This is a genomic window from Streptomyces achromogenes, assembly GCF_030816715.1.
Taxonomy (GTDB): Bacteria; Actinomycetota; Actinomycetes; order Streptomycetales; family Streptomycetaceae; genus Streptomyces; species Streptomyces achromogenes_A.
Map to the genome: position 1 here is coordinate 2,529,942 of NZ_JAUSYH010000001.1, position 19,694 is coordinate 2,549,635.

The 19,694-nt window shown below is 71.4% G+C and carries 16 protein-coding genes and 1 riboswitch; of the genes, 4 read left to right on the forward strand and 12 right to left on the reverse strand.

What is annotated here, in order from left to right; all coding sequences use genetic code 11:
• Positions 1–45 precede the first annotated feature (45 nt).
• The gene (locus QF032_RS11455) at positions 46–1,842 is read left to right on the forward strand and encodes an AMP-dependent synthetase/ligase (protein WP_307042071.1); all 1,797 of its coding nucleotides are present in this window, start codon (positions 46–48) and stop codon (positions 1,840–1,842) included.
• Between the two features lie 28 nt (positions 1,843–1,870).
• Here QF032_RS11455 and QF032_RS11460 read toward each other — a convergent pair whose 3' ends face one another.
• Positions 1,871–3,457 (reverse strand): GMC oxidoreductase, encoded by a 1,587-nt coding sequence (locus tag QF032_RS11460; RefSeq protein ID WP_307060220.1) that lies wholly within the window; start codon positions 3,455–3,457, stop codon positions 1,871–1,873.
• A 232-nt stretch (positions 3,458–3,689) separates the two neighbouring features.
• Positions 3,690–4,844: a glycosyltransferase family 4 protein gene (locus QF032_RS11465; protein ID WP_307055938.1), complete on the reverse strand. Its 1,155-nt coding sequence runs from the start codon at positions 4,842–4,844 to the stop codon at positions 3,690–3,692.
• Positions 4,845–4,960: 116 nt separating this feature from the next.
• On the opposite strand from QF032_RS11465, the gene QF032_RS11470 reads away from it, so the two are divergent.
• Complete coding sequence (locus tag QF032_RS11470; protein ID WP_307055939.1) at positions 4,961–6,199, forward strand: glycosyltransferase family 87 protein; 1,239 nt, start codon at positions 4,961–4,963, stop codon at positions 6,197–6,199.
• Between the two features lie 186 nt (positions 6,200–6,385).
• On the opposite strand, the gene QF032_RS11475 is transcribed toward QF032_RS11470, so the two are convergent.
• From QF032_RS11475 to QF032_RS11495, 5 genes are all read right to left on the reverse strand, one after another.
• Positions 6,386–7,588, reverse strand: coding sequence for a hypothetical protein (locus QF032_RS11475; protein WP_307055940.1), 1,203 nt, complete (start codon positions 7,586–7,588; stop codon positions 6,386–6,388).
• Between the two features lie 39 nt (positions 7,589–7,627).
• Positions 7,628–8,650 carry a C40 family peptidase gene (locus tag QF032_RS11480; RefSeq protein ID WP_307055941.1) on the reverse strand — a complete coding sequence of 341 codons (1,023 nt, stop codon included), beginning with the start codon at positions 8,648–8,650 and terminating at the stop codon, positions 7,628–7,630.
• 222 nt (positions 8,651–8,872) lie between these two features.
• Positions 8,873–9,907: a C40 family peptidase gene (locus QF032_RS11485; RefSeq protein ID WP_306953051.1), complete on the reverse strand. Its 1,035-nt coding sequence runs from the start codon at positions 9,905–9,907 to the stop codon at positions 8,873–8,875.
• Positions 9,908–10,120: 213 nt separating this feature from the next.
• Positions 10,121–11,464: an NYN domain-containing protein gene (locus QF032_RS11490; RefSeq protein ID WP_307042081.1), complete on the reverse strand. Its 1,344-nt coding sequence runs from the start codon at positions 11,462–11,464 to the stop codon at positions 10,121–10,123.
• A 67-nt stretch (positions 11,465–11,531) separates the two neighbouring features.
• Positions 11,532–11,771 carry a hypothetical protein gene (locus QF032_RS11495; RefSeq protein WP_020129990.1) on the reverse strand — a complete coding sequence of 80 codons (240 nt, stop codon included), beginning with the start codon at positions 11,769–11,771 and terminating at the stop codon, positions 11,532–11,534.
• Between the two features lie 182 nt (positions 11,772–11,953).
• On the opposite strand from QF032_RS11495, the gene QF032_RS11500 reads away from it, so the two are divergent.
• Entirely contained in the window at positions 11,954–12,781 is an 828-nt protein-coding gene (locus tag QF032_RS11500) for a rhomboid family intramembrane serine protease (RefSeq protein WP_307055942.1), read from the forward strand.
• Positions 12,778–13,059, forward strand: a complete 282-nt coding sequence (locus QF032_RS11505; RefSeq protein ID WP_057579946.1) for an Lrp/AsnC family transcriptional regulator — start codon at positions 12,778–12,780, stop codon at positions 13,057–13,059. The genes QF032_RS11500 and QF032_RS11505 overlap by 4 nt, the downstream gene beginning before the upstream one ends.
• A 116-nt stretch (positions 13,060–13,175) precedes the next feature.
• Here the strand turns inward: QF032_RS11505 and QF032_RS11510 are convergent, their stop codons facing one another.
• From QF032_RS11510 to qcrC, 5 genes are all read right to left on the reverse strand, one after another.
• Entirely contained in the window at positions 13,176–14,540 is a 1,365-nt protein-coding gene (locus tag QF032_RS11510; protein ID WP_307042085.1) for an aminotransferase class V-fold PLP-dependent enzyme, read from the reverse strand.
• 181 nt (positions 14,541–14,721) lie between these two features.
• Positions 14,722–14,838, reverse strand: a riboswitch (SAM riboswitch).
• Between the two features lie 75 nt (positions 14,839–14,913).
• Positions 14,914–15,978, reverse strand: coding sequence for an anthranilate phosphoribosyltransferase (gene trpD, locus QF032_RS11515; RefSeq protein WP_307042087.1), 1,065 nt, complete (start codon positions 15,976–15,978; stop codon positions 14,914–14,916).
• A gap of 146 nt (positions 15,979–16,124) precedes the next feature.
• Positions 16,125–17,771 (reverse strand): cytochrome bc1 complex cytochrome b subunit, encoded by a 1,647-nt coding sequence (gene qcrB, locus QF032_RS11520; protein WP_306953040.1) that lies wholly within the window; start codon positions 17,769–17,771, stop codon positions 16,125–16,127.
• Positions 17,768–18,826 (reverse strand): cytochrome bc1 complex Rieske iron-sulfur subunit, encoded by a 1,059-nt coding sequence (qcrA, locus tag QF032_RS11525; protein ID WP_307042089.1) that lies wholly within the window; start codon positions 18,824–18,826, stop codon positions 17,768–17,770. The genes qcrB and qcrA overlap by 4 nt, the downstream gene beginning before the upstream one ends.
• On the reverse strand, positions 18,823–19,635 hold the full coding sequence (gene qcrC, locus QF032_RS11530; protein ID WP_306953037.1) for a cytochrome bc1 complex diheme cytochrome c subunit: 813 nt from the start codon (positions 19,633–19,635) through the stop codon (positions 18,823–18,825). The genes qcrA and qcrC overlap by 4 nt, the downstream gene beginning before the upstream one ends.
• Positions 19,636–19,694 lie beyond the last annotated feature (59 nt).

Consider the following 19,694-nt stretch of genomic DNA (forward strand, 5'->3'; position numbering starts at 1 on the left):
ATCGCACAACGTCGTGGCGCCGGCGCCCTATGAGGAGCAGCAGTCTTGCGCGAGTTCAGCCTTCCGGCTTTGTACGAGGTCCCTGCGGACGGCAATCTGACCGACATCGTCCGCAGAAACGCCGCGCAGCATCCCGACGTCGCCGTCATCGCCCGCAAGGTGGGAGGCGCCTGGCAGGACGTGACGGCCACGGCCTTCCTGGCCGAGGTGCAGGCCGCCGCCAAGGGCCTCATCGCCTCCGGCGTCCAGCCCGGCGACCGGGTCGGCCTGATGTCGCGCACCCGTTACGAGTGGACGCTGCTCGACTTCGCGATCTGGTGCGCGGGCGGGGTCACCGTCCCGGTGTACGAGACCAGCTCCCCGGAGCAGGTGCAGTGGATCCTCTCCGACTCGGGCGCCACCGCCGTGGTCGTCGAGCTGGACGCCCACGCGGCGGCCGTGGAGTCGGTGCGCGAGTCGCTGCCGGCGCTGAAGCACGTCTGGCAGATCGAGGCCGGCGGTGTCGAGGAGCTCGGGCGGCTCGGCAGGGACGTCTCCGACGCGGCCGCCGAGGAGCGCGGTTCGCTGGCCAAGGCCGACGACCCGGCGACCATCGTCTATACCTCCGGCACGACCGGCCGGCCCAAGGGCTGTGTGCTCACCCACCGCAGCTTCTTCGCCGAGTGCGGGAACGTCGTGGAGCGACTGCGGCCGCTGTTCCGCACCGGCGAGTGCAGCGTCCTGCTCTTCCTGCCGCTCGCGCACGTCTTCGGCCGGCTGGTGCAGATCGCCCCGATGATGGCGCCGATCAAGCTGGGCACCGTCCCGGACATCAAGAACCTCACCGACGAGCTGGCGTCGTTCCGGCCGACGCTGATCCTCGGCGTGCCGCGGGTCTTCGAGAAGGTCTACAACTCGGCGCGCGCCAAGGCGCAGGCGGACGGCAAGGGCGCGATCTTCGACAAGGCGGCGGACACCGCGATCGCGTACAGCAGGGCGCTGGAGCTGCCGGCCGGGCCGCCGCTGAAACTGAGGATCAAGCACAAGGTCTTCGACAGGCTGGTCTACGGCAAGCTGCGTGCGGTGCTCGGCGGCAGGGGCGAGTACGCGATCTCCGGCGGCGCCCCGCTCGGCGAGCGCCTCGGTCACTTCTTCCGCGGCATCGGCTTCACCGTCCTGGAGGGGTACGGCCTGACGGAGTCCTGCGCCGCGACCGCCTTCAACCCGTGGGACCGGCAGAAGATCGGCACGGTCGGCCAGCCGCTGCCCGGCTCGGTCGTGCGGATCGCGGACGACGGCGAGGTGCTGCTGCACGGCGAGCACCTGTTCAAGGAGTACTGGAACAACCCGGGCGCCACCGCGGAGGCGCTGGCCGACGGCTGGTTCCACACGGGTGACATCGGCACCCTGGACGAGGACGGCTACCTCGCGATCACCGGCCGCAAGAAGGAGATCATCGTCACCGCGGGCGGCAAGAACGTCGCCCCGGCCGTGATCGAGGACCGCATCCGCGCGCACGCGCTGGTCGCGGAGTGCATGGTGGTGGGCGACGGGCGGCCGTTCGTGGGCGCGCTGGTCACCATCGACGAGGAGTTCCTGGGCCGCTGGGCCTCCGATCACGGCAAGCCGGCGGGTTCGACCGCGGCGTCGCTGCGCGATGACGCCGATCTCCAGGCCGCCGTCCAGTCGGCGATCGACGACGGCAACGCCGCGGTCTCGAAGGCGGAATCGGTGCGGAAGTTCCGCATTCTCTCCTCCCAGTTCACGGAGGACTCGGGCCACCTCACGCCGTCACTGAAGCTCAAGCGCAACGTGGTGGCGAAGGACTACGCGGGCGAGATCGAGGCGATCTACGCCAAGTGACGTGTTCGGCGCACCTCCTGACGGGGTGTCATGGCGTGGTGTCCTCGACGAGGACCCGCGCCATCGTGCGTTCGGCGAGCGCGGTGATGGTGACGAACGGGTTCACCCCGATGTTGCCGGGCACCAGCGACCCGTCGGTGACGTACAGCTTCGAGTAGCCCTTCACCCGGCCGTAGTCGTCGGTCGCCTTCCCCAGCACGCAGCCGCCGAGCGGGTGGTAGGTGAAGTCGTCGGCGAAGACCTTGTTGGACGTGCCGAACAGGTCGTAGCGGTAGATCGTGGCGTTCGCCGCGTTGATCCGGTCGAACAGTTTCTTCGCCATGGCCACCGACACCGCGCTCTGCGCCGCGCTCCAGCCGAGCTTCACCCCGCCGGACGCGGCGTCGTACGTGAAGGAGGCCCGCTGCGGGTTCTTGGTGATCGCCAGATAGAGGCTGACCCAGTGCTCCAGCCCCGTGGGCAGCGGGGCGATCTCGGCGAAGACGGGGTTGTCGGCGTTCGCCCAGTCGTCGATGCCCATGACCGGCATGGTCGACTGGTCGGCCCCGACGGTGTCCCACAGGTGGTTGGCCCGGCCGAGCATCACGTTGCCGTTGGTTCCCCAGCCTGCCCCGACGCTCGCGTTCAGCGCGGGCAGCGTGCCCGTCTCCCGGGCGCGGACGAGGAGTTCGCTGGTGCCGAGGCTGCCGGCGCCGAGGAAGAGGTAGGTGCAGCCGTACTGCCTGGTCTCGACGACCCGGCCCGTGTCGTCGATGCGGTCGGCGGTCAGGACGTACGTCCCGTCGTTCGCCCGGCTGACCGCGCGCACCTTCTCCATGGTGTGGATCGTGACGTTGCCGGTGCCGAGCGCGGACGCCAGGTACGTCTTGTCGAGGCTGCGCTTGCCGTGGTTGTTGCCGTAGATGACCTCCTGGCCGAGCGCGGACTTCACGGCGGTGCCCGCGGCCTCGCGCTGCATGTAGTCGAAGTCGTAGACGCTGGGGACGAACGTGGTCTTCAGTCCGGCTCTGGCCGCGTGCTTGCGGGAGACCCGGCTGAACCGGTACCACTCCGTCGACTCGAACCACGCGGGGTCCACCGTGTTGACGCCGAGCATGGCGCGGGCGCGCGGGAAGTAGGTCGCGTACATCTGCGCCGCGTCCACGGTGGGGAACTGCTCGGCGAAGTAGGACTGCGGCGGGGTGACCGCCATCGAGCCGTTGACCAGGGAGCCGCCGCCGACCCCCCGGCCCACGAAGACGGACATGTCGTCGAAGTGCACGCGGTCCAGGACGCCGGGGTAGCGGGTGATGTCCTTGTTGACGAGGTCCAGCCACAGGAAGGTGGCGAGCGGCGCCTCGGTGCGGGTGCGGAACCACATGGACCGCTGGTCGGGGGAGGCGGTGTTGCAGAACACCTTGCCGTCGGCGCCGGCCGTGTTCCACAGCCGGCCCATCTCGAGGACGAGGGTGCGGATGCCGGCCTGGCCCAGACGGAGGGCGGCGACGGCGGCGCCGTAGCCGGAGCCGACGATGATCGCGGGGGCGGATTCGACCGCTGCGGGCTCGTCGGCGCGGGCCGACTGCAGGCCCACGCGGGTGAAGCCGAGGGTGGCCGCCGTCTGCAGGGCGGCCATACCAAGGATTTGACGTCTCGTCAGCTGACGCTGCATCAGTTTGGCTGTCATGTGCGCAGCATCAGCGGATTCTCGCCGTCCGGCTAGGGGGGCGGAGGGCAAAGATGGGACAGGCCGGCAAAAACCGAGCAGACACGGGCCGAAGGAACACTCCGGGACGGGTCCGCGAAGCGGCGTCGCCGGGCGGGACTTCACGGACCCGGGACGACCCGCCTGGGACGGTCGACCCGCCTCAGGACGCGTCGACGAGGAGGGTGCGCAGCTTCTCCGCCAGCAGGTCCCAGCGCCACCGCTCCTCGACCCACTGCCGTCCGCGCTCGCCCATCCGGCGGCGCAGTTCGGCGTCCCCGAGCAGGACGACGATCCGTTCGGCGGCCTCGGCCGGCGAGCCGCCGCGCACGACCCAGCCCGTCTCCCCGTCGAGCACGGCGTCGGGCGCGCCCCCGGAGTCGCCGGCGACGACGGGCAGTCCGGTCGCCGAGGCCTCCAGGTAGACGATCCCGAGGCCCTCGACGTCGAGGCCGCCCCGCCGTGTCCGGCACGGCATCGCGAAGACGTCCCCGGCGCCGTAGTGGGCGGGCAGCTGGGACCAGGGCACCGAGCCCGTGAAGCGGACCGAGCCCGCCACTCCCGTCTCGCGCGCGAGCCGGCGCAGGTCCTTCTCGTACGGGCCGCCCCCGACGACCAGCAGCACCGCGTCCGGGTGGGCGGCCAGGATCCGCGGCATGGCCAGGATCAGGGTGTCCTGGCCCTTGCGGGGCACCAGCCGCGAGACGCACACCACCACCGGCCGGCCGGTCAGCCCGAGCCGCGCGCGGACCTCGTCGCCGCCCGAGCCCGGGTGGAAGGTCTTCTCGTCGACGCCCGGCGGCAGCTGCGCCATCCGCCCGGCCGCCTCGGCGCTCAGCGCCGTCGCGATCCGCGAGCGGGTGTACTCGCCCAGGTACGTGATCGTGTCCGTGGCCTCGCCGATGCGGCCGAGCAGCTGCCGGGCGGCGGGCAGCTGCGCCCACCCGGCCTCGTGCCCGTGGGTGGTGGCCACCAGCCGCCGGGCGCCCGCCCTGCGCAGCGCCGGCGCCATCAGCCCGAGCGGCGCGGCCGCCCCGAACCACACCGAGGTGCAGCCGTGCTCCCGCAGCAGCCCGGCCGCGCGCCGGGTCGCTCCTGGCGTCGGCAGCAGCATCGTCGTGGAGTCCCGGACGACGGTGAAGGGCTGCTCGGCGTCGAACGCTGCCGTCGCCTCGACGCCCTCGCGTGAGCGCTTCCAGGTGGACGCGTAGACGACGAGGCGGTCGGGGTCGAGGCGGAGCGCCATGTTGTGCAGGAACGCCTGAATGCCGCCGGGGCGGGGCGGGAAGTCGTTCGTCACGATCAGCGTCCTGTCCATTGCAGCCGACCCTATACGCTGTTCACGGCGGCGTCCGGCGGCACTTCACGGCCTGCGGGGATCATGGAACTCACGGGTGCCCACACGGACGGGCGAACAGGAACGGACGGCTCCCGGTGGAGAAGACGGACGCGAGACGGCGCCTGGCGGGCCTGCTGACGGTCTGGGGCATCACGCGGTTCGTCCTGCTGCTCCTCGTCTTCAGAGTGCTCCACCTGCCCGGCCCGGACGTCACCAGCGACGTCTGGGCGACCTACCACGGCTGGTACGAGGTGCTGTGCGGCGGCGCGTTCCCGGCGGACGACGTCACCTGGCAGTACCCGCCCGCCGCCGCCCTCACGATCCTCTCCCCGGCCCTGCTGCCCTTCCTCGACTACGCGTCGGCGTTCTTCGCGCTGGCCTTCCTCGCCGACCTCGCCGTCCTCGTGCTTCTGCTGCACACCGGCCTGCGCCCCGGCCGGTCGCTGCGCGGCGCCTGGCTGTGGACGGCGGGCGCCGCGCTGCTCGGCCCCACCCTGTACGCCCGCTACGACGTGATGGTGACGGCGGTCGCGGTCGGGGCGCTGGTGGCGGGCGTGCGGCGCCCCGCGGTGATGGGTGCGCTGACGGGCTTCGCGGCGCTGCTCAAGGTCTGGCCGGTGCTGCTGCTGGCGGGCGCCGTGCGCCGCCGGGCCTGGGGCGCGGCGGCGGGGACGGCCGTCGCGCTGTCCGCGCTGTTCGCGCTGGCCATGCCCGGCGCCTTCGCCTTCCTCACCTTCCAGCGCGACCGGGGCACCGAGGTGGAGTCGGTGGGCGCTCTCGTCCTCCATGTCGCGCGGCAGTTCGGCTGGCCGGGCGAGGTGCAGTTCCGCTACGGCTCGCTGGAGTTCACCGGCCCGTACGTGGACGTGGTGAACGACGTGGCACTGGGGTTCACCGTGCTCGCGTGCGGCTGGCTGCTGCTGTGGCGGTGGCGGGCCGCGGGGCGCCTTCGGCCGCACACGCTCGCCGAGGCGGCCTTCACGGCGGTGCTGCTGTTCACCGTCACCAGCCGGGTGATCAGTCCGCAGTACCTGGTGTGGCTGATCGGCCTCGCGGCGGTCTGCCTGTGCTTCCGCGACAGCCGGATGCCCCTCCCGGCCCTCCTGGTCCTGGCCGCCTCGGCGGTGACGGTGCTCGAGTTCCCGGTCCGGTTCCAGGACGTCGTCTCGAGCACCCCTCTCGGCGTCGGACTGATGGTCCTGCGCAACGGGCTGCTGGTGACCGCCGCCCTCACCGCCGCCGTACGGCTGTGGCGCTCGACGGCGCCCACTCCCGCCCCCGCTCCCCCGGCCGCTCAGGCAGCCCACGACGGCGAACCCGCCGTCTCCCCCTGACTCCGCCGCCACGCCCGTCGCAGCACCGCCCCCACCGCCGCGCACTGCACCGCCGTCGCGACGTCAGGGTCGGGCTGCACGAGACAGTCGGGGCACTGAGCCGCCAGGTTCCCTGGTGACGCCACCGGTCCGCCGTGGTCGAGGCGGAGCCGGGCCCGGTCACGGCCCCGCCGTTCCGGCGCGGGCTCAGCCGAGTTGGGACTTCAGGTAGCTCTGCCAGTCCGCCGTGAACTCCGCCAGGGTGACGCCGAGGGTGCTGCGCAGCGCGCCCTCCACCGCTCCCGGCCGCTTCCCGTGCTCCCCGACCGCCCGGTAGAAGGCGTCCAGTCTCACCTCGCCCCACCGCTCGGCGACCATGCGGCAGGCCAGCCAGCCGCCCTCGTAGGCGGTGGCCAGCCGGTCGGTGTCGCCGGAGAAGCCGAAGTCGCCGTCGGCGGGCAGCGCCGCCGGCACGGTCCCCTCGGTGACGGCGCGCTGGAGTTCCGGCGCGGTCTCGGCGGGCGTGCGGCCGGTGTCGCGGTAGCCGACCCAGTCGGCGTACCCCTCGGACAGCCACAGCGGGGTGGCCGCGTTGGTGTGGGCGCGGGTCGCGACGTGCGTCGTCTCGTGGGTGAGGACCACCTGACGGCCGACCCTGCCGAGCATGGCGTACGCGTCGGGGTTGACGATGACCCGGTCCGCGGGCGCCTTGGCCCCGCCGCCCGTCTCTCCGGTCGTGACCGCGGCTATCCCGCGGTAGGAGGAGGGCGGCGAGCCCAGCAGCGCCGCCATGCCGGCCAGCGACTTCGGCACGAGGACGACGACGTGTCCGGCCCAGTCGGTGCCCCACGCGGCCGAGACCGCCGGGACGGCGTCGTCGGCCAGGCCGGCGAAGGCCCGCAGCCGCTCGTCGGTCTGGCCGACCCCCAGCACCAGGCTGTGGGCGCCCCGCACGGCGTGCACCTCGCCCTGGTCCCAGAGCTGCTGGGCGGCCTTCCCGGCGGGCTCCTCCGAGGCGACCGACCACCGCCCGGAGCCGTCGCGGGCAAGGCGCAGGGTGCGGCCGACGGTCACCGGCGCCCGGTCGTAGCCCGCCACCCGGTAGCTCAACTCGGCGTCGGCGGTGGCGGCGTCCCCGGCGCGGTGCAGCGCCGTCACCCGGTACGACCAGGCGGCCAGCGGCACGGCCCGCAGCGCGGCGTACCCGGTCGCGGTGCCGGTGGCCGCGTAGGCACGCACGTCATGGTCGAGGACCGCGGCGGCCCGCCGGTCGAGGACCCGCTGGACGTCGGCCTGCGCACGGTCCGGTCCGGCGCGCCCGCCGCAGGCGACCAACCCGGCGAGCAGCGGGGCCAGCAGCAGACAGAGCCCGCGCACCCGGGCGCCGCGCGCCCGCCTTCGACCGGCCATTCTCCCGATCGTACGGCGCAGGCGGCGTACGGGACCCGGTCAGGGCCTGGTGACGGACGAGACCGGCATCATCCCGACCGGGTCGTAGCGCACCGGCGCGCCCGGGTAGGGGGCGTGGATGACCTGCCCGTTGCCGACGTACATGCCGACATGGCTGGCGTCGGAGCGGTAGGTGACGATGTCGCCGGGCTGCGCCTGGGAGAGCGGCACCCGCCGTCCGGCGTGCGCCTGGGCCTGCGAGGTGCGCGGGAGGGAGACCCCGGCCTGCGCGTACGACCACTGCATGAGGCCCGAGCAGTCGAAGCCCGAGGGGCCGTTGGCGCCCCAGATGTACGGCTTGCCGAGCGCGGAGCGCACGGCGGCCACGGCGGCGGCCGTCCGGCCCGACGCCGGGAGGTCGCCGGTGAGGCCGGCCAGGCCGTCGCGACCGGACCGGGACGCCCGGTCGTAGGCGTCGCGTTCGTCGGACGGCAGCGAGTTGAGCAGCTGCCGGGCCCGGGCGAGCTTCTGCTCCACGGTCTGCTTGTGGCGCCTGACGGCCCCCCGGCTCTTCTCCAGCTCGGCGAGCTTGCGGGCGGCCTCGGAGCGCTCCTGGGTGAGCTCCCGCAGCGCGTTCTGCAGGGTGCGCAGTTCGGTGGCCTGGTGGGCGGTGATGCGGTCGAGGACGGAGGCGTTGGCGAGGTACTCCTCGGGGTCGTCGGAGAGCAGCAGCGCCAGCGAGGGGTCGAGGCCGCCGGAGCGGTACTGGGCGCCGGCCAGCGAACCGAGCCGCTCGCGCATGCCGTTGACGCGCTCCTGCTGCCGCGCGATGTGGTCCTGGGCCAGGCCGACCTGCTCGCGCAGGGTGTCGGCGCGCTCGTCGGCCTTGTTGTAGGCCTCGGTGGCCTTCTCGGCCTCCGCGTAGAGACGGTCCACGTCGGCACGGGTGCCGTCGTGCGGCGCGGCCGTGGCCGGTACGGCTGAGACGGCGCCGAGTGCGGCGGCCGCGACGGACAGCACGCTCAGGGCGCTGCACGCGCCCCGGTCGAACCCGGACTGTGCAAGGCGACGATGGGACCCCACAGGAAGCCGCGCTCCTTCCACCGGCGGACAGGGAAACGCGGCAGACAGTAGCCCCGCGACAGGGGGTCGGCCAAAGACCTCGGCGGGCACGCACAGTGACGCCCCGCCGCTGACGCAGGTCACCGGCGGGGCGTGGGGTCACTTCTCGTCGCCACGATTCGCCCGTTCGGGCGGCGTGGTGTCCTGATCTTGAGGACGATCAGGTCCCGGCCTAGGCGTGGATCAGATCCGGACGCCGAACTGGAACGGCATGTTGTTGATCGACTCGTAGCGCACCACGGTGCCGGTGCGCGGGGCGTGCAGGACCTGGCCGTTGCCCGCGTACAGGCCGACGTGGTGCTGGTCGCCGTAGAAGATGACCAGGTCGCCGACCTTGAGGTCGGCCTTGCTGTAGATGCGCGTGCCGTCGTTGGCCTGGTCCTGCGAGGTGCGCGAGATGTGGACGCCGGCCTGGGCGTAGGCCCAGGAGGTCAGGCCCGAGCAGTCGTACGTGGCGGTGCCGGTGGCACCGTACTGGTACGGCTTGCCGAGCTGGGTCTGGGCGGCCTGGAAGGCGGCCATGGCACGGCCGGAGCCGGCCGGGGCGTCGCCGAGGTCGACCCGCTCGCCGGCGTCGCGGCTGGCGCGGGCGTCGGCGGCGGAGAGGGCGGCCTTCTCCTTGGCCGTCAGCGTGTTGAGGAGCTTCTGCGCCTCGGCCAGCTTCGCCTGGACTTCCTTCTTCTTCTTGCCCAGCTCGGTGCGGGTGGTGGCGAGGTCCTTGAGCTTGGCGGACGCCTCGCTGCGCTCCTGCGCGAGCTCGCGCTGCTTCTCCTGGATCTTCTTCAGCGCCTCGACCTGCTGGCCGCTGAGCTGGTCGGCGGCGGACGCCTTGTCCAGATAGTCGTCCGGGTTCGAGGAGAGGAGCAGCTGCAGGGACGGGTCGATGGAGCCGGTGCGGTACTGGGCCGCGGCCGCCAGGCCCATGGAGTCGCGCAGCTCGTTGAGGTCGGCCTGACCGCGGGCGACGTTGTCCTGGATGGTGGAGATCTCCTTCTGGAGCTTCTCCTGCTTCTCCTTGGCCCCGTTGAACGTCTCGGTGGCCTGCTCCGCCTCTTCGTAGAGCTTGTCGACCTTGCTCTTGACCTCGTCCTTGCTGAGCTTCTCGCTCGGCGCCGCGTTGGCGGCCTGCGAGCTCAGCACGACGGCAGCGGCGGCTGCGGTGGTCAGCACGGTCACGCGCGCGCGACTGGGCTGCTTCGGTCGACGATGGGACGCCACGGAGACGGGCTCCTTCTTTTGAGTGATCACCCGTTTGGAGGTTCGATCACCAGACCTTAGTGACCTCTCCGTGATCAGTTCAAATCCCCCGGCGGAAAAAACCCATCACGCAACGCAGTTTTTTCACACAACTCACGTGCAGTGATGGACTGATTGACGCTATGTTGCGTGACGATTCCGCTAATTCGGTCATTTAGCCCGCAACTTCGACCTTCAGGACAGTCGCTTCAGAAGCACCGCGGAAGCCACCGGTCGGGCACCCGCCTTCGCGATCCCGTCGGCCACCTCGCGGTCGGTCGAGGCGACGATGACCGGCCGGCCCGGCGGCTCGGCCCGCACCAGCTGCCGGATCAGCTCGTCGGCCGTGACGCCCGGCTTGGAGAACAGCACCCGCACCCCGCGCGGCGGCGCGAGCAGCACCGGAGCGACGAGTTCGGCGCCGTCGAAGACACAGGTGACCTCGGCGCCGGTCTGCGCGGCGAGTTGCGAGAGCTGCCCCAGGAGCCGCAGCCGCTGCTTCTCCAACGGCATCTGCGGATAGCCCGTCTTGGTGACGTTGTAGCCGTCGACCACGAGATGCGCCTGCGGCAACGCGAGCAACTGGTCGAGAATGGCCGGATCGTGCTCCGACAAGGCACGTGCGGCGATGTCCTTCGGGGTCATTCGTCCCGGTTCGACCGCGTCGACGGTCTCCGCCGGCCGCACCGACACCGGCGGCAGCGCCAGTTCGCGGCGCAGCCCCTGGGCCGCGTCGAGCACCGTGTCCAGCAGCAGCCGCACCCGCATGTCCTCGACGCTGCGCCCCTCGCGGGCCGCGCGCCGGGCGGCCTCCAGAGCGGCCTCGGCCTCACCCAGACGCGCCTTCAGCCGCCGTGACTCGCTCTCCGCGGCGGACACCTGGGTGTGCCCCTCGGTGCGCACGGTCTCCATCTCGCTCTGCACCTTGCGCAGGGCGGCCTCGCCGCGCTTGACGTCGCTGAGGGCCGACCGCAGCTTGCGGTGCAGCGACTCCGTCTCCTTCTTCGCCGCGTCCAGCTCGGCGCGCAGCCGCTCGGTGTCCGACCGGGTCTGCTCCCGCGCCCGCTCGAGCTCCTCGCGCAGCCGCTCCAGCTCGGCGCGACTCTCCTCGTCGGCCCGCTCGGCGTCGGCCCGCTGGGCCTCCTCGCCGGCCGACGTCACCAGCTTCACCCAGCCGACGGGCCGCAGAACGTAGGCCGCGGCCGCCACGTCGAGCGGGTCCGCGGCCGGGGTGGGCGAGCCGGAGTCGAGAGCGCCGGACAGCTCCGGCTGGGCCTCTCTGAACTTCTCGGCGATGCGCTGCCTGAAGAGCGGATCGGTCTCCAGCGCGGCCGCCATCGCGTTGCCCGCGAACTTGGCGCGCCGGTTGGGCGCGAAACGGGCGTACTGACGCAACTGGGCGGGCAGTTCGCCGACGGTCAGTCCGCCGAAGCCGTCGGAGACGATCGTGACGACCCTGCGCCGCACGCCGTCCGGCAGCGGACGGTCGAGCATCTCGGCGGCGCCGTCGCCCGGCCCCCCGCCTGCGCTCTCCACCATCCGTCACACCCCAATACTGTGCGGGCCCTCCCCCACTCTCGACTCGCTCGAGCGGGGGACGCCGTCGTCAGGAACCGGCGCCCGGCCGATCCACGAGTTCCACCTGGTCCACGGCGTTGCACCAGCGACACCGCACCGACTCGATGGTCTCACTGACCACCTCGCGCTCCTCGACCTTCGGCTCGCCCGCGAGGTCGAGGTGCACGTACTCGACGACCTTCGACGAGCGCGTCACGTCGAACCGCGTGAGGTTGCCGCAGAGAGTGCAACGCCACCGCGTGGCGGCGGTCGGCAGGGGAACCGTCATCGTGACTTTCCACTTCCTTCTGGTGTCGTGCTCGCTGTGCCGGGTCGGGCCGGAGGCTCCCCCGTGCGTGTGGCTCGTAACCCTACGGCCTGGCGGGTACCCGCCGCCCGTCCGTCCACGGCGGCCGTGCGGCGGCGAGGCGCTCCGGGTGCGTGCGTCCCGTTACGTCATGCTCTGTACCCATGATCAGCAACTGGAACGGGAACGGGACGCCCGGCAGAGCGATCCGGGCCCCCGCGGCGCCGGTGACCTACGGACTGATCGCCCTGTGCTGCCTGATCTTCCTGATCAGCCCCGCCTCGGGCCTCGATCCGGCGTACGGGGCCGGCGACGAGCTGCTGGCCGCGCAGCGGGCCTATTTCCGGCGCTGGGGGGTGGTGCCCGCCGAGCTCTTCGAGGGCGCGCCCCGGGCCGTCCTCACTCCCGCGACCGCCCTCTTCGTCCACGGCAGCTGGGTGCACCTGCTGGGCAACATGCTCTTCCTCTACGTCTTCGGGGCGATGACCGAGGAGCGGATGGGCCGCGTCGAGTTCACCCTCTTCACCGTCGGCTGCGGCTACCTGGCCCTGCTGGGCTACGCCGCCGCCAACGCCGGGTCCTCGCAGTCCCTGGTCGGGGCCTCCGGGGCGATCTCCGCGGTGCTCGGCGCGTTTCTGTACCTGTTCCCGCGGGCGCGGGTCACCAGTCTTCTCCCCTTCCTGTTCTTCCTGCCGCTGCGTTTCCCGGCGTGGATCGTGCTGCCCTTCTGGGTGGCCCTGCAGTGGGCGGCGGCCGGACGGGCGTCCCAGGGCCCGGGGGTGGCGTACCTGGCGCACCTGATGGGCTTCGGGCTCGGGCTCGTCTACGCGTGGGCCCGTTTCGGGAGCAGGTCCCGTTTCGGGAGCGGGAAGGGTCCGCCGGGACGCCCGGGACGCTCGGGACGCCCGGGAAGGGCGGCGGCGGGCGACGGGCGGGCGACTAGAGTGAAGGCCGCCCCAGCTCCGGCCTCCGAGGGAGAGAACCAGCCGTGATCACCGCGATCGTCCTCATCAAGACCAGCGTGGACCGGATCCCCGAGATCGCCGAGCGGATCGCCTCGCTGGAGTCCGTGAGCGAGGTCTTCTCCGTGACGGGCACCTACGACCTCATCGCGATGGTCCGCGTGAAGCAGCACGAGGACCTCGCCGAGGTCATCCCGGGCAGCATCAGCAAGATCCCCGGGGTCGAGGGGACGGACACGCACGTCGCGTTCCGCACGTACTCGCAGCACGACCTCGAGGCGGCGTTCGCGATCGGCCTGGACTCGTAGGGTTCGCTCCGCGGTTCGCTCCGCGGGTGGGGCGGATCGGGTGCGCAGTTCCCCGCGCCCCTGAGGGGGTCGCCATCACCCCTCACGGGAGGGGTGATGGCTTCCGGTGGGGTCAGTCAGTCCACTGCCGGGACGCAGCGGCCGTCCTCCGTGCGGTACCGCCACTTCGCTCCCTCGGTCACCAGCTCACGGACCGCGGTCACGAAGCGATCGACGTGCTCGTCGGGGGTGCCCGCGCCGAAGCTCACCCGGATGGCGTTGAGGGACTTCTCGCCCGGGGCCGCCTCGGGGGCGCCGCACTCGCCCTGCGTCTCGGGAGCGCCGCCCAGGAGGGTGCGGACCAGGGGGTGGGCGCAGAAGAGGCCGTCGCGGACGCCGATGCCGTACTCGGCGGACAGGGCCGCGGCGAAGTGGGAGCTGTTCCAGCCCTCGACGACGAAGGAGATCACGCCGACGCGCGGGGCGTCGTCGCCGAAGAGGGACAGGACGCGGACCTCCGGGACCGCCGCGAGGCCCGTGCGCACCTTCTCGATCAGGTGCCGCTCGCGTGCGACCAGGGCGTCGAAGCCGGCCTCGGTGAGGGCCCTGCAGGCGGACGCGATGGAGTAGGCGCCGATCACGTTCGGGGAGCCGGCCTCGTGGCGGGCCGCGCTCTCGTGCCACTCCACGTCCACTCCCCCGTCCTCGCGGCGGGCGACCTTGCGGCTCGCGCCGCCGCCGGCGAGGTACGGGTCCGCCGCGACCAGCCAGTCCGCGCGGCCGGCCAGCACTCCGGAGCCGAAGGGTGCATACAGCTTGTGGCCGGAGAAGGCGATCCAGTCGACGTCGAGGTCCTGGACCGACACGGGGTGGTGGGGGGCCAGCTGGGCGGCGTCCAGGACGATCCGGGCACCGTGGGCGTGCGCCGCCGCCGCCAGCTCGCGCACCGGCCACAGCTCGCCGGTGACGTTCGAGGCGCCGGTGACGCAGACCAGCGCCGGGCCGTGCGGGTCGCGGGCGGCGAGGGCCCGCTCCAGGGTCTCCACGGCCCGGCCCGGGGTGCGCGGGGCGTCGAGGTAGGTGACCCGGGCGTCCTGCCAGGGCAGCAGGGACGCGTGGTGCTCGGTCTCGAAGACGAAGACCTGGCAGTCGGCGGGCAGGGCGCGGGCCAGCAGGTTGAGGGAGTCCGTCGTCGAGCGGGTGAAGACCAGCTGGTCGTCCGGGCGGCAGTCGAGGAACTCGGCGACGGTTGCGCGGGCGTTCTCGAAAAGGTCCGTGGAGAGCTGGGAGAGGTAGCCGGCGCCGCGGTGCACGCTGCCGTAGTACGGGGCGTAGGCGGCGACGTCGTCCCAGACGCGCTGGAGGGCGGGGGCGCTGGCGGCGTAGTCGAGGGCCGCGTAGGCGACCTCGCCGCCGGTGACGAGCGGGACGGTGACATCACGGCCCAGAACGTCCAACGGGGCACAGACAGGGCGGGTGACGGCAGCGGTGGAGACGGACATGGCGAACTCCCGTGAGAGGAAAGGGGGAACCGCCGCGCGAGCGGACATGGCTCGAGCACGGAGGAAGGCGAAAAGGGGTGTGCGGAGGCGGGGCTCGACGCCCTAGCGCATTCGCTTGCTCACAGGAGACTCCCTCGGACGACCCAGGACCCCTGGCGTTCTCACTCGAAAGAGTGCGAGGGATCCGCGCTTGCCGTGGACCTCGTTGCCCACGGCCTGGTCTTCACCCGGGGCACCCCGCCACGGACGGAGGGTTGCCGGACAGTCGGCCGGGGCCTCATGACTGTCACTCATGACCTGGTACAGGAACCTACGCGAGCCGATCACGGTCCCGCAACCCGTGTCCGGATGGCGGGACCGCGTCTCACGGACGTCAGGCGTTGCTGGCGGCCACCCAGCGCTCCAGCGCCCGCTTGGCCGCCCCGGAGTCGAGCGACTGGGCCGCCCGTGCCATGCCGGCCCGGATCTCCTCGGCCAGCGTCCCGCCGCCCGGCTCGAGCGCCACGAGCGCCGCCGCCGAGTTCAGTACCACCGCGTCCCGCACCGGGCCGCGCTCGCCCTCCAGCAGACGGCGGGCCACCTCCGCGTTGTACGAGGGGTCCCCGCCGCGCAGCGCCTCCACCGGAACCAGGTCGAGGCCGACGTCGCGCGGGTCGAAGGTCTCCTCGGTGACCTTGCCGTCGCGCACCACCCACACGTGGGAGGTGGCCGTCGTGGTCAGCTCGTCGAGGCCGTCGTCGCCCCGGAAGACCAGGGACGAGTTGCCTCGTTCGGCGAAGACGCCCGCGACGACCGGCGCCATGAGCGGGTCGGCGACACCGACGGCCTGCGCCCGCACCCTGGCGGGGTTGGTCAGCGGGCCGAGGATGTTGAACACCGTGCGGATGCCCAACTGGCCGCGCGCCGCGCCGACATGACGCAGCGCCGGATGGAACTTGATCGCGAAGCAGAAGGTGATCCCGGCCTCCTGGGCCACCTCGGCCACCCGGCGCGGGGTCAGCTCCAGGTTGACGCCGAGCTTCTCCAGGACGTCCGAGGCGCCGGACGCGGAGGACGCGGCCCGGTTGCCGTGCTTGACGACCGTGGCTCCCGCACCGGCCACGACGATCGCCGACATCGTGGAGATGTTGACCGTCTTCGCGCCGTCGCCGCCGGTGCCGACGATGTCGACGGTCGGCCCCGGCACCTCGATCAGGTTGGCGTGCTCGTACATCGCCCGGACCAGCCCGTTGATCTCCTCGACGGTCTCGCCCTTGGCCCGCAGCGCCACCACGAACCCGGCGATCTGCGCGTCGGTCGCCTCGCCGCGCATGATCCGGTCCAGCGCCCAGAACGTGGCGTCCGCGCCCTGGTCGCGGCCGTAGAGCAGGCCGTTCAGCACGTCGGGCCAGGAACGGCCCGCCGCGATGTCGCCTCCAGCGGGGGTCACAGCGCTCATCAGCCGCTCCTGGGTGTCGTACGGATCTTCCGTGGGTGCCGTGGAAGACGTGTGTGCCCACCCTATCCAGCCGACGGGCACGGCAAAGGGCCCCGTCCGACAACCGGACGGGGCCCTTTCACCGCGGCGTGGCGACGCCTCAGCGATCAGTGGTGGCCGTGGCCGCTCGTGATCTCCTTGTACTCCTCGACGGTGGGCTTCGGGATCTGCTGGTCCTCGCCGAAGTACGCTCCGCTGATCTTGGCGCGGAGCTTCTCCTTGCCCGTCACCTTGCGCTCGACGCCGTTGTCGTCGACCGTGGCGCCGATCGCGGCCGGCTCGTACTGCTCGTGCGCCGTGAGCGTGTGCAGCTGCTCCTGGCTGAGCGGCTCGTGGATCTCGATGAACTCACCGTGCGGCAGGCGCTTGATGGTGCCGGTCTCCCGGCCGTGCAGCACCTTGTCCTTGTCGCGGCGCTGCAGACCGAGGCAGATCCGCTTGGTGAGGATGTACGCGATGACCGGTCCGACGAAGAAGAAGATCCGGACGAACCAGGTGATCGCGTTGATCGACAGGTGGAAGTGGGTGGCCCACAGGTCGTTGCCACCGCCGACCAGCGTGATCATGTACATCGTGACCCAGGCGACGCCGAGCGCCGTACGGGTCGGCGCGTTGCGCGGGCGGTCCAGGATGTGGTGCTCGCGCTTGTCGCCGGTGATCCAGGACTCGATGAACGGGTAGAGCGCCAGCGCCGCGAGGACCACGCCGAACAGGACCAGCGGGATGAACACGCCCAGGACGAGCGTGTGACCCCAGAGGTTGATCTCCCAGCCCGGCATGAAGCGGATCAGGCCCTCGGCGAAGCCCATGTACCAGTCGGGCTGGGCGCCGGTCGACACCTGGTCCGGACGGTAGGGGCCCATCGCCCAGATCGGGTTGATCTGCGCGATCGCCGCGATGACCGCGATGACGCCGAAGACCAGGAAGAAGAAGCCTCCGGCCTTGGCCATGTACACCGGCAGCAGCGGCATGCCGACGACGTTCTTGTTGCTCTTTCCGGGGCCCGCGAACTGCGTGTGCTTGTGGTAGAAGACCAGGATCAGGTGGCCCACCACCAGACCCAGCATGATGCCGGGCAGCAGCAGGATGTGGATGGAGTAGAACCGCGCCACGAAGTCGTGGCCGGGGAACTCGCCGCCGAAGAGGAAGAACGAGATGTACGTGCCGACCACCGGCATCGACAGGATCGCGCCCTGGGTGAAGCGCACACCGGTGCCGGAGAGCAGGTCGTCCGGGAGCGAGTAACCGGTGAACCCGGTGAACATGCCGAGGACGAACAGAAGGAAGCCGAACAGCCAGTTGACCTCACGCGGCTTGCGGAACGCACCCGTGAAGAACACGCGCATCATGTGCACGAACATGCCGGCGAGGAAGATCAGCGCCGCCCAGTGGTGGATCTGCCGGATGAGCAGACCGCCGCGCACGTCGAAGGAGATGTGCAGGGTCGAGCTGAACGCCTCGGACATCAGCTGTCCCTGGAGCGGGACGTAGCTGCCGTGGTACTCCACCTCGTTCATCGACGGGTGGAAGAACAGCGTCAGGTACACACCCGTGAGGATGATGATGATGAAGCTGTAGAGGCAGACCTCACCCAACATGAACGACCAGTGGTCGGGGAAGATCTTGCGCATGTTGGCCTTGGCGAGGGAGTAGATCCCCAGCCGGCCGTCGGCCCAGTCCGCGATCCGCTCGCCGGCCGGAGCCTTCCCGCGTGCACGGGACTCGTTGCTCTCGTGGTTCTCTGTGGTGCTCATCCGCGCTCCCAGAAAGCAGGACCGACGGGCTCCTCGAAGTCGCCGTGCGCCTCGAGGTAGCCCTCGTCGTTCACACCGATGCGCAGCTGCGGCAGGGCGTGACCGGCGGGACCGAAGATCACTCGGGCGCCGTCGGAGAGGTCGAAGGTGGACTGGTGGCAGGGGCACAGCACGTGGTGCGTCTGCTGCTCGTACAGGGAGATCGGGCAACCGACGTGGGTGCAGATCTTCGAGTACGCCACGATGCCGTCGTGCGACCACTCGAGCTCGCGCTTGTCCTTGATGTTCTCCGGCTGGAGCCGGACGATCATCAGGGCCGCCTTGGCGATCTCGTTCTGGAAGTCCTCGTCGTGCTCCTCCAGGCCCTCGGGCTTGGCGAAGGTGAGAGAACCGACGGCCACGTCCGAAGGACGCAGCGGCTCGTTCGTGTTCATGTTGACGAGCAGCTTGCCCTTGGCCCACAGCGTGTGCCGCAGCTTGTCCTCGGGCAGCGGGCCGAGGTCGCGCAGCAGCACGACGCCGGAGAGCGGCACCAGGGCGACCGCGCCGAACAGCGTGTTGCGGATCAGCTTGCGGCGGCCGAACGCGGACTCCTTGGCGCCCTGCCGGAAGTCCGCGTGGACCTTGGCGCGGACCTCGGGGCTCGCGGCGATCGGGTGGCGCTCGTCGGCGACCTCCACGTCCGACATCAGGGTGCGGGCCCAGTGGACCGCGCCGGCGCCGATGGTGAACAGCGCCGTGCCCAGCGTCAGCCCCAGCGCGAAGTTCAGCGCGCTGAGGTGGCCGATCGGGAACACGAAGATCGACTTGTCGGCGGGGATCGCCACGTACGAGGCGATGAAGCCGACCGTGGCGAGCATCGACAGCGTGAACAGGAAGGCGACCGCGCGCTCGGACCGCTTGGCGGCCCGCTCGTCGATGTCCTGGACGCGGTGCTCATGGGGCGGCAGACCGGGGTCGGCGAACGGGTTCTGCTCGTCCGCGACGTCCACCGCGCCGTGCGCGTGGCCCTGCTCTACGGGCAGGTTCTCTTCTGGAATGTCTTGGCTACTCATGACTTCTTGGCCTTTGCGGTCCGAGCGGCGACCCAGACGGCGACCGCGATCAGGGCGCCGAGTCCGAAGATCCAGGCGAACAGACCCTCACTGACCGGCCCGAGGCCGCCCAGCTCCAGACCACCGGGGTTGTCGGTGTCGCTGCTGTTGACCGCGTGCAGGTACGCGATGATGTCCTTCTTGTTCTGCTCCGACAGGGTGGTGTCGGGGAAGGAGGGCATGTTCTGCGGGCCGGTCTGCATGGCCTCGTAGACGTGCTTCGGGTCCACGTCCTCCAGGGTCGGAGCGAACTTGCCCTTCGTCAGGGCGCCGCCCTTTCCGGTGAAGTTGTGGCACTGCGCGCAGTTGGTGCGGAACAGGTCGCCGCCCTTGGCGATGTCCGCGCCCTCCGGGCCGTACTCGGCCTCGGTCGGGACGGTCGGGCCGGCGCCCAGCGAGGCGATGTACGCGGCGAGCTGGTCGATCTCCGCCTGCGAGTAGATGTTCTTCTTCTTCACCACCTGCGGGCCCTCAGAGGTCGCCGCCGGCATGCGGCCGGTGCCGACCTGGAAGTCGACGGCCGCGGCGCCCACGCCGACCAGGCTCGGACCGTCGGAGCTGCCCTGACCGCCGGTGCCGTGGCAGCTGGCGCAGCCGACGGCATAGAGCTTCTTGCCCTCGTCGATGGCGAGGGACTGGGCGGTGTCGTCTGCCTGCGCCTTGCTCGCGGGCGCGAGCGCGGAGAACAGCCACCCTGTGCACGCCAGCGATAGGACTAGGACGACGAGCGCCGCCAGCGGATGGCGTCGTCGTGCGGAGAGCTTTTTCACGGATTACCCCGGTGTCAGGATCTTCTGCGTCGATGCTTGTGGAGGTGCGGGAGCGGGCC